The sequence below is a fragment of the Gammaproteobacteria bacterium genome (genome assembly GCA_029880545.1).
Taxonomy (GTDB): domain Bacteria; phylum Pseudomonadota; class Gammaproteobacteria; order Acidiferrobacterales; family SZUA-150; genus JAOUOD01.
Window position 1 is genome coordinate 105,517 of the sequence record JAOUOD010000004.1, and the last position, 14,823, is coordinate 120,339.

The 14,823-nt window shown below is 53.3% G+C and carries 12 protein-coding genes and 1 riboswitch; all 12 genes read left to right on the forward strand.

Translation table 11 applies throughout. The features are described from left to right. Positions 1 to 4: 4 nt before the first annotated feature. The 12 genes from OEZ10_05855 to OEZ10_05910 all read left to right on the forward strand — a co-directional run bounded on the left by OEZ10_05855 (position 5) and on the right by OEZ10_05910 (position 14,555). The gene (locus tag OEZ10_05855; GenBank protein ID MDH5632505.1) at positions 5 to 646 is read left to right on the forward strand and encodes a hypothetical protein; all 642 of its coding nucleotides are present in this window, start codon (positions 5 to 7) and stop codon (positions 644 to 646) included. Then, the gene (locus OEZ10_05860) at positions 647 to 1,150 is read left to right on the forward strand and encodes a glutaredoxin family protein (GenBank protein ID MDH5632506.1); all 504 of its coding nucleotides are present in this window, start codon (positions 647 to 649) and stop codon (positions 1,148 to 1,150) included. It begins immediately after the preceding gene. 478 nt (positions 1,151 to 1,628) lie between these two features. Further along, on the forward strand, positions 1,629 to 4,190 hold the full coding sequence (locus tag OEZ10_05865; GenBank protein MDH5632507.1) for a TonB-dependent receptor: 2,562 nt from the start codon (positions 1,629 to 1,631) through the stop codon (positions 4,188 to 4,190). A gap of 362 nt (positions 4,191 to 4,552) precedes the next feature. After that, positions 4,553 to 5,347 (forward strand): DUF3450 domain-containing protein, encoded by a 795-nt coding sequence (locus tag OEZ10_05870; protein ID MDH5632508.1) that lies wholly within the window; start codon positions 4,553 to 4,555, stop codon positions 5,345 to 5,347. Further along, entirely contained in the window at positions 5,344 to 6,699 is a 1,356-nt protein-coding gene (locus OEZ10_05875) for a MotA/TolQ/ExbB proton channel family protein (GenBank protein MDH5632509.1), read from the forward strand. Before OEZ10_05870 ends, OEZ10_05875 begins: the two co-directional genes overlap by 4 nt. After that, positions 6,699 to 7,229: a MotA/TolQ/ExbB proton channel family protein gene (locus tag OEZ10_05880; GenBank protein MDH5632510.1), complete on the forward strand. Its 531-nt coding sequence runs from the start codon at positions 6,699 to 6,701 to the stop codon at positions 7,227 to 7,229. Before OEZ10_05875 ends, OEZ10_05880 begins: the two co-directional genes overlap by 1 nt. 2 nt (positions 7,230 to 7,231) lie before the next feature. Continuing rightward, complete coding sequence (locus OEZ10_05885; GenBank protein ID MDH5632511.1) at positions 7,232 to 7,633, forward strand: biopolymer transporter ExbD; 402 nt, start codon at positions 7,232 to 7,234, stop codon at positions 7,631 to 7,633. 14 nt (positions 7,634 to 7,647) lie between these two features. Next, positions 7,648 to 8,268 carry an energy transducer TonB gene (locus OEZ10_05890; GenBank protein ID MDH5632512.1) on the forward strand — a complete coding sequence of 207 codons (621 nt, stop codon included), beginning with the start codon at positions 7,648 to 7,650 and terminating at the stop codon, positions 8,266 to 8,268. Positions 8,269 to 8,278: 10 nt separating this feature from the next. Then, positions 8,279 to 9,658 carry a tetratricopeptide repeat protein gene (locus OEZ10_05895; protein MDH5632513.1) on the forward strand — a complete coding sequence of 460 codons (1,380 nt, stop codon included), beginning with the start codon at positions 8,279 to 8,281 and terminating at the stop codon, positions 9,656 to 9,658. A gap of 73 nt (positions 9,659 to 9,731) precedes the next feature. Next, positions 9,732 to 11,561, forward strand: a complete 1,830-nt coding sequence (locus OEZ10_05900; GenBank protein MDH5632514.1) for a DUF885 domain-containing protein — start codon at positions 9,732 to 9,734, stop codon at positions 11,559 to 11,561. A 332-nt stretch (positions 11,562 to 11,893) separates the two neighbouring features. After that, entirely contained in the window at positions 11,894 to 12,853 is a 960-nt protein-coding gene (locus tag OEZ10_05905; GenBank protein MDH5632515.1) for an extracellular solute-binding protein, read from the forward strand. A gap of 133 nt (positions 12,854 to 12,986) precedes the next feature. Beyond that, positions 12,987 to 14,555 carry an iron ABC transporter permease gene (locus tag OEZ10_05910; GenBank protein MDH5632516.1) on the forward strand — a complete coding sequence of 523 codons (1,569 nt, stop codon included), beginning with the start codon at positions 12,987 to 12,989 and terminating at the stop codon, positions 14,553 to 14,555. 131 nt (positions 14,556 to 14,686) lie between these two features. After that, a riboswitch (glycine riboswitch) is annotated at positions 14,687 to 14,786 on the forward strand. Positions 14,787 to 14,823: the final 37 nt, after the last annotated feature.

The following is a 14,823-nucleotide window of genomic DNA, read 5'->3' on the forward strand; positions in this document are numbered from 1 at the left end:
GAGCATGGCATTGAAAGGGAGATCAATCGTGGCCGCATGCCGCTACGTGAGCATTATGGCAATGGTGCTGGTCGGCGCTGGTGGAATCTCGCCGGTGCTGGCGGAAACCGTGCATGTGACTGACAAGCTGACTGTGCCGGTTTTTCCTGGTCCGACGGATGTACAGCCGGCGTCCGGGCAACTCAAAACCGGCGATGAGCCCGAAGTAGTGCAGCGCCAGGGTGCCTATACGCAAATTCGCCTGGGTGGCGTTGAAGGCTGGGTGGAGAGTCGCTTCTTGAGTCGTCAACAACCGTCTGCGGCGGTGCTCAAAGAGGTGCGCAAACAATTGAACGATGCTCGCGTGGAGCTGCGCACCGCCAATGACAAGGTTATGATCCTGGAAAAGCAGCTTGGTTCGATTACCGAGCAGCATGATCTCGCCCGCCAGAATGATGAAGCCCGACTGCAGGCGGAATCGGAAATGCGTGACGCGCTGGCCGCGGCCGAGACGCGAGCAAAAATGGCCGAAGCCGGTATCAATATCGTCTGGATCGCAGTCGCTGTGGCCGCGCTGATAGTGGGTTTTTTTGCCGGCATCTGGTGGGATCGTGAACAGAATCGAAAGAAGCTGGGTGGTATGCATATCCGGATACGGGGAATCTAGATGAAAAATCGTACACGCCTGACAATCCATGCTGCGTGGCTGCTGTTGGCAGTGCTTGTTGGTGTGGTTGATGTCCACGCCGAGCGGCTCTACAAGTGGGTCGATGCAGAGGGCAACGTTTCGTATCACGACAAGCCGGCCCCGCAAGACTCCGGCTACAAGGTGGAAGAAAAGGATTTTGGTTACCAGACCGGCAGCTCGCGTGAGTCCGGGCGCAGGAATACCCGGAACGTGACTTATCCCGTGACGTTATACCTCACTCCTCGTTGCGCCAGCTGTGACCTGGTGCGGCAATATCTTGATGGCAAGAAACTTGCCTACTCCGTGCACGATGTCAGTGACAATCTTGCCATGCAGGCTGAATTAAAGCGTGTCAGCGGTGAGCTGACGGTGCCGACGGTAAAAATCGGCAAGCACGTGGTCTCCGGCTATAACGTAGAGCTGCTCGACAAGCTGCTGACGGAAGCGGGGTATCTGCAGGAGGCGCCTGAAACAAAGCCCTGAAGCCACGTTTCCTTGCTGGTCTCGTGTCGCGCCTGAATCAACATTACGAACGATGTCGTTCAATGGTGCCAACTTTGGCGGTCACCATCCAAAAAGCCCTTGTTCAGATATTCCCCCCATCTCGTTCGCACTCCATATTAATTATTGATATGAATCAAAGAGCAGGCCTTCTATTGCTCCCATGATTTCATGCACCGGTGTGCAGTGGATTCTTGGTCGCGAGGCGAATAATGAGCGGTCGATCGATTTATATTAGTAACAGGTAATATTAGTGATTAATGATATAGCGTATATATCGATTTTATTTAATGAATCACTTGTTTAATCGGGAGCAAAGTACTAAATTACCGGGCATATTGGGGTGGGTGTATACGCGCGAAGCTGATCTCCCGAGTGATGCAACGGGTCTTGCCCCAAAAAGTGTTTACAGACACGAAATAAGCAACTTGAAAAACAAACCAAACAACAGGGGGGCATTATGTCCAAACCAGCGTTAAGTCTCCTGACAAGGAGATTGGCGTCCATTGGTATTCCAATGACGCTGTGCCTGAGCCTCGCCAGTCCTATCGCTTTCTCTGCGGAGAAAGACGAAGACGCCGCGAAACTCGACAAAGTACAAGTCACCGGTTCTCACATCAAGCGTACCGATATGGAAGGTCCATCACCGGTTCTGGTGATTGACAAGGAAGATATCGAGCGTTCTGGTGTCAGCACTGTTTCCGAACTGCTTCAGAACCTGACTTCAAACGGCGGCGGTGCCTACGATGAGAAGTTCAGTAACTCTTTCGCACCGGGTTCATCAGCCATCTCCATGCGCGGTCTGGGCCAGGATGCTACCCTGGTATTGATTAATGGTCGTCGCGTTGCCAACTACGGCTTCTCCCAGAACATCACCGATTCATTCGTTGACCTGAACAGCATTCCGCTGGGCGCCATCGAACGCATCGAAATCCTGAAAGACGGCGCCTCTGCTGTATACGGTTCTGAAGCACTGGCCGGTGTTATCAACTTCATCTTGAAGGATAACTACCAGGGCGCTTCTGGTGACGTTCGTGTCGGCGCAACTGCCGGTGGCGGCGGTGACGAGCAGGCGTTCAACTTCATTGGTGGCACCAGCAACGGCAAGACCAGCCTGAACTTTGCGTTGAACTACTTCGATCGTGAAATTGTCATGCTCACCGATCGTGATTTCTCGTCCAGTGCTGATCAAACTGCCAATGGTGGTTATGACTTCCGAAGCTCGGCTTACCCGATCTCGAACGTTCGTTCAGCGACTACAGGCGCATGGATCGATATCAATGGCTTCTTTGATTACAACCCGTTCATGTCGTTGATTCCATCCACCACCCGCGCCGGTTCACTGGTGAACTTTAATCACCAGCTGGGCGGCGGTATCGACATGTTTGCGTCGGTATCATTCAACCAGAACAAGACCTACTCTGAAATGGCGCCGACCCCGTTGTTCGGTGACGTGGAAGGTGTTGTGGTTCCTACTGCTCAGCCATTCAATACATACGGTGAAGACGTATTTGTTCGCTGGCGTATGCTGGAAATGGGTCCACGTACCAGCTCCATTGAAACCGCAGCCACTCGTGGCCTCGTCGGTATCAAGGGCGACTTTGCTGGATGGGACTGGGAACTGGCCACTACTCGTAGCCGTTCTCGTACCGTGGATACCGGTTCCAACTACGTGAATCGCCTGGCCCTGATTGGCGCCATTAATGACGGCACCATTAACCCGTTCGGCACTACGACCAATGATCAGGCCGTACTGGACAGCATCCGTGCCAGCACCAGTCGTATCGCCATTTCCAACCTGGAAGCCTGGGATTTCAAGGCAGCCGGCGAAGTCATGCAACTGCCAGCCGGTCCTCTGTCCATGGCGGTCGGTCTGGAAAGTCGTGAAGAGCGTGTCAGCGACAACCCGGACTCCCTGTCTGCGCAGGGCCAGATCATCGGTTCCGGTGGCACGTCTTCCAACGGCAGTCGTGAGCTGACGTCTTTCCACGTGGAAGCCAGCGCACCGCTTATGAGTGGCCTGGAACTGCAGGTTGCCGGTCGTCGTGATGACTACAGTGACTTCGGTGCGACCACCAACCCGAAAATCGCCCTGCGTTACCAGCCGATCGACATGGTGGTACTGCGCGGTTCTTATGGCACCGGTTTCCGGGCGCCGTCACTGGCCGAACTGTACCTGGGCGAGTCTGAGTCCTATCCTTTCCTGATTGATACCAGTCGCTGTCAATATACTGGCGCCAGCGCGGATTGTGGTGGTTCACAGTACCGCACGATCTTCGCCGGTAACCCGGACCTGGATCCGGAAACTTCAGAGTCCACGTACTTCGGTCTGGTTCTGGAACCGTTGAAGGGCTTCAGCATCGGTTATGACTTGTGGAGCTACGTGCACGACGACGTTATCGATGCCAACACTCAGTACATCCTGGACAATGAAAGTTCATTCCCGGGCCGCGTAAACCGTGGACCATCAACTGGTGTTGATCCGGTAACAGGTAACCCGATTCCTGGTCAAATCCTGTTCATTAACGATGGCTTCACCAACATCGCCGGCCAGAAGACCAACGGTTATGACCTGTCTCTGAACTACGGTCTGAAACTGGGTGGTGGCAAGCTGGGCTTCTCCTACGTATCTACCGTAGTGCAGTCCTTCAAGCGTCGTCCGATCCCGACCGAACCGTACGAAGAACTGATCGGCGAGTACAACCGTCCGAAGGAGCGTAACCAGTTTGGTATTGCATGGGATGCAGCCAGCTACACGGTTAACCTGACCCGTAACTTCATCGATAGCTACAATGCCGGCTACCCGGATGCTACTACTGGTGAGGAAACCACGGTTGATGAGTTTGTCACCTGGGATTTGAACGTGGCTTACAACTCCGGTTACGGCAAGTTCAGCGTTGGTGCCAACAACCTGACCGACGAAGATCCGCCGTTCTCTAATGCCGAAGCCGAAGGTTATGACTTCTCAGTTCATGACCCACGCGGACGCTTCTCGTACATTCGCTACGCACTGGATTTCTGATCCGACGTAGAGTTGTAACGACAAGTAAAAATCGGGGGAGGCCTTTATGGCTTCCCCCTTTTTTTATTTTTTCTTTTTGGTCCGGGCGTCAAATAATTGACGCGGAATTTCAGTGCAAACCACTGGAAATCTGAGGAAAGTGATGTAAAGTGTAGCGATATCCCGGGCGGCCTGGCCGATTGGGCATTGCAAACACTGGACTAAAAAGAAAAAATATACACGTTTTTGATTTGGCTTTGGTGACGACTATATCCACGAACAACGGATTATCCCCAATGTGTTAGCAGCCCGGTCAGTTGCAGACGGTGGCAAAATTATTGTGTCGGAAACGACAACGACAAAGCGAGTACAGGAGTGAATTAATGCATCCGAAAACAGGCTCTTCCCGCGCCAGTGCGCTGGGTTTATTGATGCTGGTATTAGCCGCCCCCGGTTTTGCGGCGGACCCGGCCAAGGATGACGGCCTCAAGCAGGCGGTCACCACCCAGTCCGGTGTGGATGCAGCGGCCCGGTCAACCCAGACCAGGATTGACGCCATGTCCACCAAGACCCAGCAAATGGTCGAGGATTACAAGTACACGCTGCGGCAAACAGAAAGCCTGCGCCTGTACAACAACCACCTGGAAAAGCTGATCGACTCGCAGGTCAAGGAGATGGAGTCCATCAAGCAGCAGATGGTCAGCATCGAAGAGACCAATCGCGAAATTATTCCGCTGATCATGCGCATGACCGACACCCTGTCCAAGTTCATCGAGCTTGACGCGCCATTCCTCAAGGAAGAGCGCGGCAACCGGGTTGGCGAAATCCGCGATATGATCAACCGTGCCGATGTGACCGTGGCGGAAAAATACCGCCGCATCATGGAAGCCTACCAGATCGAACTGGAATACAGCCGCACCATCGAGGCCTATCACGACGTTGTTGCCATCGGCGGCAAGGATGTTACCGTGGATATCCTGCGTGTTGGTCGGGTTGCACTCATGTACCAGACCCTGGATGGTTCCGATTCCGGCATCTGGAACAACGGCAAGCGCGCCTGGGAAGAATTGCCCGGCAAGTATGATGATTCAATCCAGAAGGGATTGCGCATAGCGCGCAAGCAGGCGGCACCCGAACTGATTACCATGCCCGTCAAGGCACCGGAGGCAATTCAATGAAAAAGCTTGTATTGGCAACACTAATCTCCGGCCTGTGTATTACCCCTGCGTGGGCGGCGGATGAACCCGCCAAGGCTGATCCGTTCGCGGAGTTGCTGCAAAAAGTCCAGCAGTCGAAAATCGAAGAAACTGCCGAGAACCGGCAGCGTCTGAAAAAATTTGCCGACGAAGAGTCCAAGCGTGCCGCGATGCTGGCCAAGGCCAAGCAGGAACTGGCGGCCGAGAAAGTGCGCAGCACTCGCCTTAAGGCCGATTTCGACAAAAATGAAAAGAAGCTGACTGTCCTGGAAACCGAGTTGCGTGAGCAGCTGGGTTCTCTCGGCGAAGTATTCGGTGTGGTTCGCCAGGTTGCCGGAGATGCCCGGGCCAATTTCCAGAACTCCATTACCTCGGCCCATATCAAGGATCGTCAGCCGTTCCTCGGTGAATTGGCCAAGAGCAAGGAGTTGCCGGATATCGCCAAGCTGGAAAAACTCTGGTTTGAATTGCAGCGTGAAATCATCGAGTCCGGCAAAGTTGTGAAATTTGAAAGCCCGATCCTGCTGCCCGACGGCGGTGAAGAAAACCGTCCGACCGTACGAGTGGGGCTGTTTAACCTGGTCTCTGACGGCGAGTTCCTGCGTTACCTGTCCGACACCGACAAGGTTGCTGAATTGAGTCGGCAGCCGGCTGGCCAATATGGTTCCATGGCAGGAGACCTGGAAGATGCCAAGGAAGGATTTGTCGAGATGGCGGTAGATCCTTCGCGTGGCGTTATCCTGTCGCTGCTGGTACAAACGCCGAATCTTTTCGAGCGCCTGGCCCAGGGCAAGCTGGTCGGTTATATCATTGTATTGCTGGGCCTCGCCGGCCTGGCCATTGTTGCCCATCGGTACCTGGCCCTGAACAAGATCGACGCGGCGGTTAAGCGCCAGCTGCAAAGCAAGACCGCGGATCCGACCAATCCGCTGGGACGCATCCTGTCTGTTTATGAACAGAACCGGAATACTGACGTTGAGACGCTCGAACTGAAGATTGACGAAGCCATACTCAAGGATATCCCGGAGATTGAAAAAGGCCTGCCTATTATCAAGATCCTGGCCGTTATCGCACCGTTGTTGGGCCTGCTGGGTACGGTTACCGGTATGATTGAAACCTTCCAGGCGATCACCCTGTTTGGTACCGGTGATCCGAAGCTCATGGCCGGTGGTATATCCCAGGCGCTGGTCACCACGGTACTGGGCCTGGTAACAGCCATCCCGCTGGTACTGCTCTATACGGTGGTCCACACCAAGAGCAAGTTCATCATCGGTGTGCTTGAAGAGCAGAGCGCCGGCTTGATTGCCATGCATGCAGAAGGTGCGAAGTCATAATGTATTTCCTGCTCGAGCCATTCACCAGCATCCGCGACTTCCTGTATACAGGCGGACAGGTGCTGTGGGTGATCCTGCTGATCACCATTGTCTTGTGGACGCTGATCATCGAACGTTACTGGTATATGGGAAAGATATTCCCGGCATACGTTGAGTCGCTCAGCAAGAAATGGCAGGCGCGTGAGATCAAGAACGACTGGTATGCGCACAAGATTCGCGAATATTATGTGGCCGAGGTGAAGTTCGAGCTTAATCGCAACCTGGGAATGATCAAGACCATCATCGCCCTGTGCCCGTTGCTCGGGCTGCTGGGAACGGTTACCGGTATCATCCATGTATTCGATGTAATGGCCGCGTTTGGTACTGGCAATGCGCGTGCCATGGCATCGGGTGTATACATGGCAACGATTCCGACCATGGCCGGCCTGGTCAGCGCCCTGTCCGGATTTTATTTCAGTGCCAGGTTAAGTCATCGCGCCAGTCTTGAGCGCGAACGATTCAATGACCTGTTGCGTTTTTACGAGGATTAATCATGAGAAGAAGACGATTTAATGATGAGGAAGAAGTAGAGGTCAACATGACCCCTATGCTCGACATCGTTTTCATTATGCTGATCTTTTTCATTGTCACCACATCCTTTGTCAAGGAATCCGGTGTTGATGTGAATCGCCCGAGTGCGAAGACGGCCGAGCGCAAGGAGCGTGGCAATATCCTGATCGGGATTACCGAGCAGAATGAAATCTGGATCGACAAGCGCAAAGTGGATATTTCCGCTGTACGCGCCAATGTTGAACGGCTGCATGCTGAGAACCCTGAAGGTGCCGTTGTTATACAGGCGGACAAGAAATCAAAAACCGGGTTGCTGGTGGAAGTCATGGACCAGACCAAGCTTGCCGGCGTGGATAACATATCCATTGCCGCAACCAACAACTGATCGTCAGTGCAGTAATGATTAACAACTGGTATTACACGAAATTTATTGCTGCAGGTGTTATCACCAGCCTTGCCATTTTTTATGTCATGCAGGGTTTGATCAGCCATGATCTTAAGTACAAGAGCGCGAAAAACAACGGCGCCGCCATTGATTTTATCCGGTTGAAGCGGGACTCTGATACTGAGCTCAAAACCCGCCAGAAGCTGAAGAAGCCCGAGCCCAAGCAGCCACCGCAAAAGCCGGTTACCAAGATCGCTGAACAAAGTCGCCCGGACATGCCGGACCTGAACATCAAGATACCGCAACTGGCACGACACAAGATGACCGGTGGACCATTCCTCGGTGCCGGCGGCGGTTCGCGCGACGGTGACGTAGTGCCGGTTGTTCGTATTCCGCCACAGTATCCCCGTCGCGCGGCCATGTCTGGAACCGAGGGCTGGGTGAAGGTTGAATTTACAATTATGGAAGATGGAACCGTCGCCGAAGCCGTCGTTGTGGATTCCAAGCCGCGCCAGGTATTTGATCGTGCTGCTATCCAGGCGATCCTGAAGTGGAAATTCCGGGCGAAACTTGAAGGTGGCAAACCTGTGCGCCAGCGCGCAACCCAGACCATCGAATTCAAGCTGGAACAGTAAGAGGCTAAATATGGTGTTCCGTAAAATATTGTCCCTGTTGATTCTCGCCAGCCTGGCGCCACAGGTACATGCCGCGAACAATCTTACAGAGCGCATGCACAAGCACCTGGGTGACGTGCAGTTGATGATTGGCGATGAGAAATATGACCAGGCAAAATCCAAGCTGGATACCATTTTTCCGTCCATGGAGCATGATCCTTACTTGCGTACGCTGGGACACCAGACCTACGCCTTTATCTATGCCTCGAAGGAGCAGTATCCCAAGGCCGAGCGTCATTTTGAGGATGCACTGAAAAACAACACCATCCCCGAATCGCTGGCTCATTCGATCCTGTACAACCTGGCCCAGGTCTACATGGCCCAGGAGCAGTACAAAAAGACTATCGATACGGTCAAGCGCTGTTTCACTTACGAAACCAAACCGATTGGTCGAACTCATGCGCTGGCGGGCATCTCCTATGCGCAGCTGAAATCTCCGGATAATGCAATCAAGCACCTGGAAATCGCCATCAGGAATGATGATCAGGCCCAGGAGGCCTGGTACAAGTTGTTGCTTGGTTTGTATTTCCAGAAAAAGGATTACCAGAACGCAATCACCATTCTCGAAGAAATGGTCAGGGAATTTCCCAAGACCCGGGAATACTGGCAACAGTTGTCAGGCTTGTATTTTACTGTCGGCAATACAACGCGCTCGTTGACAGTCTATGAACTGGCGAGAAAGATGGGTTACCTTGAAAAGGAAACCGAGTACATGAATCTCGCGAAGATGTACGCGTTTAACCAGGACCCCTTTGAAGCGGCCAGCGTGGTTCAGGAAGGACTGGAAAAGGAAATGGTCAAGCCGACCGAAAAGAACCTGAAGTTCCTGTCCGAAGCATGGCTGCAGGCCAAGGAGCATGACAAAGCGCTGGAAGCGCTGTTACAGGCCGCCAAGGTGACAGACAACCCGGATCTGTATTACAGCGCTGCGCAGGTTAATCTCGATATGTCCAAGTGGTCCGAGGCGGTAAAAGCCGCGACCAAGGCTACTCGAAGTCGTGAACCCAAGATGCGGGCCAAGGCTTACCTGGTCAAGGGCATCGCCCAGTATGAAAACAAGCAATACAGTGATGCGATTCTGACGTTCAGGCATCTGCAAGATCTCAAGGTTCCTGCATCGGCCAAGGACGATGTAAAAAGCCAGAAAAAACAGGCAGGACAATGGATTGCCCACATTCAAGATGAAATGGGCATGATGGATGAGGAAGTGGCCAAGGCAATAAAGGACAAGGTTGCTGCGGTGCTGGACAAGGACAAGACCCTGGCTGCGGAAAACGCAATCCAGAAAGCAAAAAAAGAGGTAAAGTCTGATGGCAAGTCAGCAGGTTCAGCTGACAAACCGGAAAAATAGCAGCCAACAACAATAACAGTCTGCCGTCCCAATGCTGGTTCATATTGGAGCCAGTGCAGTATGGAGAGACATCATGTTCAAGACGCGAAACATTACACTGGCCGTAGCCATTATCGCCGTTCCGGCGCTTTACTGGCTTGCATCCCTGGTCTGGTTCAAACCATTCAACATTGATCATTTTTTCCTGCGCGCGACGATAACGGAATTCAGCCGTTATCCCGAAGCCTTGTCACAGATTCGCCTGCTGGAGCCGTGGGGAATTACGAGTCATAACCACGAGCTCAACGATGAATCGGTCGAAGCGGTAAAAGCGTCATTGGCTCGATTGAAGGTCAATCACCAGGTGCTGGAAAGCTACGACTACAACAAGTTAAGCGACAATCAGAAGTTGTCCTATGACATCATGATGTGGCGAGCGAAGCATGAACTTGCCGGCGAAAAATACGCATTTCACAATTATCCCGTCAACCAGTTATTCGGCGTACAAAGCCAGTTACCGACATTCCTGCTGACCATGCATTCGTTGACCGACAAGGATGGCGCTGCGGCCTATATTGACAGGCTGAACCTCGTTGACAGGAAATTCCAACAGGTAATCGAGTCGTTGAAGTACCGTGAGGCCAACGGCGTGATCCCGCCGCGATTTGTCATCAACAAGGTCATTGCCGAAGTAAATGGTTTTGCTGACAAGCAAGCCAAGGATCATCCGCTGTACACGGTTCTGAAAACCAAGATGGCGGAAGCAGCGGTACTGCAAGAATCAGAGCAGCAGAACATCCTGGCGGAAGCGGAAAAAGCCCTGACCGAGAGCGTCTTTCCTGCGTACCGCAAGCTGGCTACCTATCTGTCCGAACTGGAAACCAAGTCAGATGATCGTGCCGGTGTCTGGAAGTTGCCGGATGGTGACAACTATTACCAGCACATGCTGCGTAACCATACCACCACCAACATGACTGCCGAGGAAATTCATCAGCTGGGCCTGGACGAAGTGGCGAGAATTCACGCGGAAATGGACGCTATTCTTGCTTCCCAGGGCATGACCAGGGGTACCGTCGGAGAGCGCATGCGCGCCCTGGAGAAGGATCCTCGCTTCAAGTACGAAAATACCGAAGAAGCCAAAAAAGTATATGTAGAGGATTACGACCGCATCATCAGCGAGATAAATGCCGGCATGTCCAAGGCGTTTTCGCGCCTGCCGGCGGCCCCGGTTGAAGTGCAGCCGATCCCGAAATTCAAGGAAAAAACCGCACCGGTTGCCTATTACAATGGCCCGGCGCTGGATGGTTCGCGCCCCGGCGTGTTCTATATTAACCTGCGAAACATGGAAAGCGTGTCCAAGTACAAGATGCGGTCATTGGCTTACCATGAAGCGGTACCCGGCCATCATTTCCAGATTGCCTTGCAGCAGGAAATCGCCGATTTCCCGTTATTCAGGAAAATCACCTTCTTCACCACCTTTGCCGAAGGCTGGGCACTTTATGCCGAACGCCTGGCCTGGGAGTTGGGTTACCTGAATGACCCGTTCGATAACCTTGGCCGCTTGCAGTACGAATTGCTCCGTGCCGTGCGCCTGGTTGTGGATACCGGTCTGCATTACAAGCGCTGGAGTCGTGAACAGGCCATTGACTATATGGAGTCTGCTACCGGTTCACCGAACGACAACGTCGTAGCCGAAATTGAACGCTATATTGTCATGCCCGGGCAGGCCTGCGCCTATAAGATCGGCCAGCTGACCATTAACCGTTTGCGTGACCATGCCAGGGAAAAATTGGGTGAAAAATTCAGCCTTAAGGAGTTTCATGCCGTGGTCATCAATACCGGCTCTATGCCTATGGAAGTGCTGGAAAAACAGGTGGAGCAGTATATTCAGTCGACGCTGAGTTCGAGTAAAGCGGCTGCCTGAGACCCATCGCGCTGACAAGTTTATGCAGCCAGGCAGGCCCTCAGCGGGCCTGTCTTTGTTTACGGGAGGCGGTCACCCGCCCTATTTAGGAATGAGAATGATTTGCATTTACAAAAAAAATACGCATAATAGGCGCCGCTCGCCCGTTAATGCCGGGTGGGTAAATTCTTTTTGTTGTAAAACAATTACTTGGGTAGATATAGCGTAGGTCAGGCGAATATTGTCGATGCCCTGCTGCGACCCGCCCAGCGCAATTATTCAGGATGCAGAACGTGAAACCTTATACATTGATTCGAACCGCTATTGGCAGATTATTGACAGTAGCCATACTAATGGGCCTGGGCGCCCCGGTCTTTGCCAAGGAACTGATTGTTTATTCCGCGCGTAACGAGCAGTTGATCAAGCCCTTGTTCGATGCCTATACCCGGGAGACCGGGACCCCCATCCGTTACATTACCGACAAGGCTGCGCCCCTGCTGGCACGACTGAAAGCGGAAGGAAAAAATACCTCGGCCGACGTGCTCATTACCGTTGATGCGGGAAACCTGTGGAAAGCTGCCAATGATGGTGTCCTGGAAAAAATCGATTCAGCTGTGTTGTCAAAAAACATTCCGCTGCACTTGCGAGACCCCGGGTCACGATGGTTTGGCGTGTCGGTACGGGCGCGAACCATTGCTTACTCTTCTGCTCGGGTGAAACCTTCCGATCTTTCCACCTACGAAGCCCTTGCAGAACCACAATGGAAAGGACGGTTGTGCCTGCGCACGTCCAAAAAAGTCTATAACCAGTCCCTGGTGGCCATGATGATTGCTGCAATGGGTGAAGCCAGGGCGGAACAGGTTGTGCGTTCCTGGATTGGAAACCTGGCTACTGATGTTTTTGCCAACGATACGGCGGTTTTGAAAGCCATAGAATCCGGCCAGTGTGATGTGGGTATTGTGAATACCTATTATTACGGCCGGTTGCTGAAAAAGTCACCGGTGTTGCCCGTCAAGCTATTCTGGCCGAACCAGTCAGGTCGGGGAGTGCATGTTAACGTTTCCGGTGTCGGTGTAACCGCCCACAGTCGCAACAAGGTTGAAGCGACCCGGTTTGTTGAATGGCTCTCGACTGAACCCGCGCAGCGCATCCTCGCCGATGGCAACATGGAATACCCGGCTAACCCGGCTATCAAGTCCAATGAAGTCGTGTCGGCCTGGGGTGACTTCAAGCAAGACCAGATCAACGTTGCCAGGGCAGGCGAATTACAGGTGAAAGCCGTGAAGCTTATGGATCGGGCCGGGTACCGCTGACAACCAGTCAAAACCGCAAACTTGAGTAGCACTTAACATGGCTGACACAGTGCTGGATCGTTCGTCTCGATTGCGCCCAATGGGCATGGCCGCATGGCTGAACGTCAATGTGCAATACTGGAAACTTGCCAGTATGCTGATTGCGGCAGCTGTAGTCCTGCCGATTGCGGTACTGTTCGCTTCCTGGCTGCAACCGGCGGAAGACGTCTGGATTCACCTGGCGGAGACCGTGCTGTCTGACATAGTCTCGAACAGCGCTATCCTGGTGATCGGTGTGAGCGTCGGCACACTTGTACTGGGAACCAGCCTGGCGTGGTTCACGGCAATGTGTGAATTTCCGGGACGCAGGGTATTTGAGTGGGCATTGATGTTACCGTTGGCCATGCCCGCATACGTTATGGCATTTGTCATGGTCGGGTTGTTCGACTATTCAGGCAGTGCAGCTGCTTTGCTGCGCGAAACAACAGGAATTGTTTTGCCCTCAATTCGCTCGGCTGGTGGCGTGGTGACGGTAATGGTGCTGGCCTTCTACCCTTATGTCTACATGCTGGCCCGCGCGGCGTTCCAGAGCCAGGGTCGTAACCTGACGGATAGCGCGCGAGTACTCGGCATGAGTCCATGGGGGGCGTTTTACCGTATAGCCTTGCCAATGTCCCGACCGGCCCTGGCGGGTGGCGTTTCCCTTGCTGTAATGGAGAGCCTGGCAGATTTCGGAGCTGTTGCGGTTTTCAACTACGATACATTCACAACAGCGATTTACAAGTCATGGTTGGGCATGTTCAATCTCCAGGCAGCCGCCCAATTGGCATCACTGTTGTTGTTGTTCGTGTTGTTGATGATCTACGGCGAACGTCGTTTGCGAAACAGGGCGCGTTATGTTTCCGCTGGCAAGGGTAATCGTGATCTGCGTTACCGGCTTGCGGGTCGCAATGCCGCATTTGTCAGTCTGTACTGTTCCATTGTGTTTGTGGCGGCTTTCATTGTGCCAGTCGCGCAACTGTTTTCATGGATAATGGAAACCGGTTTGAATGATTTGAACAAGCGCTACCTGGATTTTCTTGGTAATACCCTGCTGCTCGGTGGAATGGCCGCCGCCGCCGCCGCCATCATCGCGTTAATGCTCGCCTATACTTACCGCTTGCAGCCGGATGGCTTGACCCGCGTGGCCATGCGCATAGCTACCATGGGGTATGCATTGCCCGGTTCCGTACTTGCCGTGGGCATCATGCTGGTGGTGGTGCGATTGGACCAGGCGTTGGTGACATTGATAAATGTTCTCACCGGACTGACTGTCACCCAGGTGCTGACCGGTTCGGTTGTGGTGCTGGTAATTGCCTATGTTGTCAGGTTCCTGGCCGTGGCATTTTCTCCTATCGACAGCGCGTTTGAGCGAATTCGCCCGTCCATTCTGCAGGCTGCGAGAAGTCTTGGTGCCGGTAACTGGCAAATCCTGTGGCGAGTATCGTTACCAATGTTGCGCAGCGGCGTATTAACCGCCATGTTGCTGGTATTTGTCGAGGTCATGAAAGAAATGCCGGCGACATTGCTGTTGCGCCCGTTTGGCTGGGACACGCTGGCGACCCGGATATTTGAAATGACGTCAGAAGGCGAGTGGGAACGGGCCGCGCTGCCGGCGTTAAGCCTGGTGTTGGCCGGCCTGATTCCTGTAGCGCTGCTGATCAGAAAAACCGAGCAAGGCTAGCCGACCGTTATCCTGTCAAATTGATCAATGGCTTAGCCGGGATAGTTAAAGTATCTGCAAGTAATCCTGCAAATCATTGGGTCTTTTTCCTTGGCATTGGGCGGTGGCGGGTTTATATTTGCGCCTCAACCAACGGTACTGTGGGAGAGACCGGTGACTGTACTTACAGTAACCGGCGCCGAAGGCGCAACCCGCCCGGAAACGCTCAGGCAAAAGGACCGCAGTTCACCCGGTTGACTCTGGAGAGATCCCGCTCCGCATCGGACAG

Excerpts from the sequence above, each read along its gene's own strand:
- OEZ10_05855 (MDH5632505.1), top strand. The coding sequence starts at position 5 with ATGGCATTGAAAGGGAGATCAATCGTGGCCGCATGCCGCTACGTGAGC.
- OEZ10_05890 (MDH5632512.1), top strand. The coding sequence starts at position 7,648 with ATGATTAACAACTGGTATTACACGAAATTTATTGCTGCAGGTGTTATC.
- OEZ10_05875 (MDH5632509.1), top strand. The coding sequence starts at position 5,344 with ATGAAAAAGCTTGTATTGGCAACACTAATCTCCGGCCTGTGTATTACC.
- OEZ10_05900 (MDH5632514.1), top strand. The coding sequence starts at position 9,732 with ATGTTCAAGACGCGAAACATTACACTGGCCGTAGCCATTATCGCCGTT.
- OEZ10_05895 (MDH5632513.1), top strand. The coding sequence starts at position 8,279 with ATGGTGTTCCGTAAAATATTGTCCCTGTTGATTCTCGCCAGCCTGGCG.
- OEZ10_05860 (MDH5632506.1), top strand. The coding sequence starts at position 647 with ATGAAAAATCGTACACGCCTGACAATCCATGCTGCGTGGCTGCTGTTG.
- OEZ10_05910 (MDH5632516.1), top strand. The coding sequence starts at position 12,987 with ATGCTGATTGCGGCAGCTGTAGTCCTGCCGATTGCGGTACTGTTCGCT.
- OEZ10_05885 (MDH5632511.1), top strand. The coding sequence starts at position 7,232 with ATGAGAAGAAGACGATTTAATGATGAGGAAGAAGTAGAGGTCAACATG.
- OEZ10_05905 (MDH5632515.1), top strand. The coding sequence starts at position 11,894 with ATGGGCCTGGGCGCCCCGGTCTTTGCCAAGGAACTGATTGTTTATTCC.
- OEZ10_05865 (MDH5632507.1), top strand. The coding sequence starts at position 1,629 with ATGTCCAAACCAGCGTTAAGTCTCCTGACAAGGAGATTGGCGTCCATT.
- OEZ10_05880 (MDH5632510.1), top strand. The coding sequence starts at position 6,699 with ATGTATTTCCTGCTCGAGCCATTCACCAGCATCCGCGACTTCCTGTAT.
- OEZ10_05870 (MDH5632508.1), top strand. The coding sequence starts at position 4,553 with ATGCATCCGAAAACAGGCTCTTCCCGCGCCAGTGCGCTGGGTTTATTG.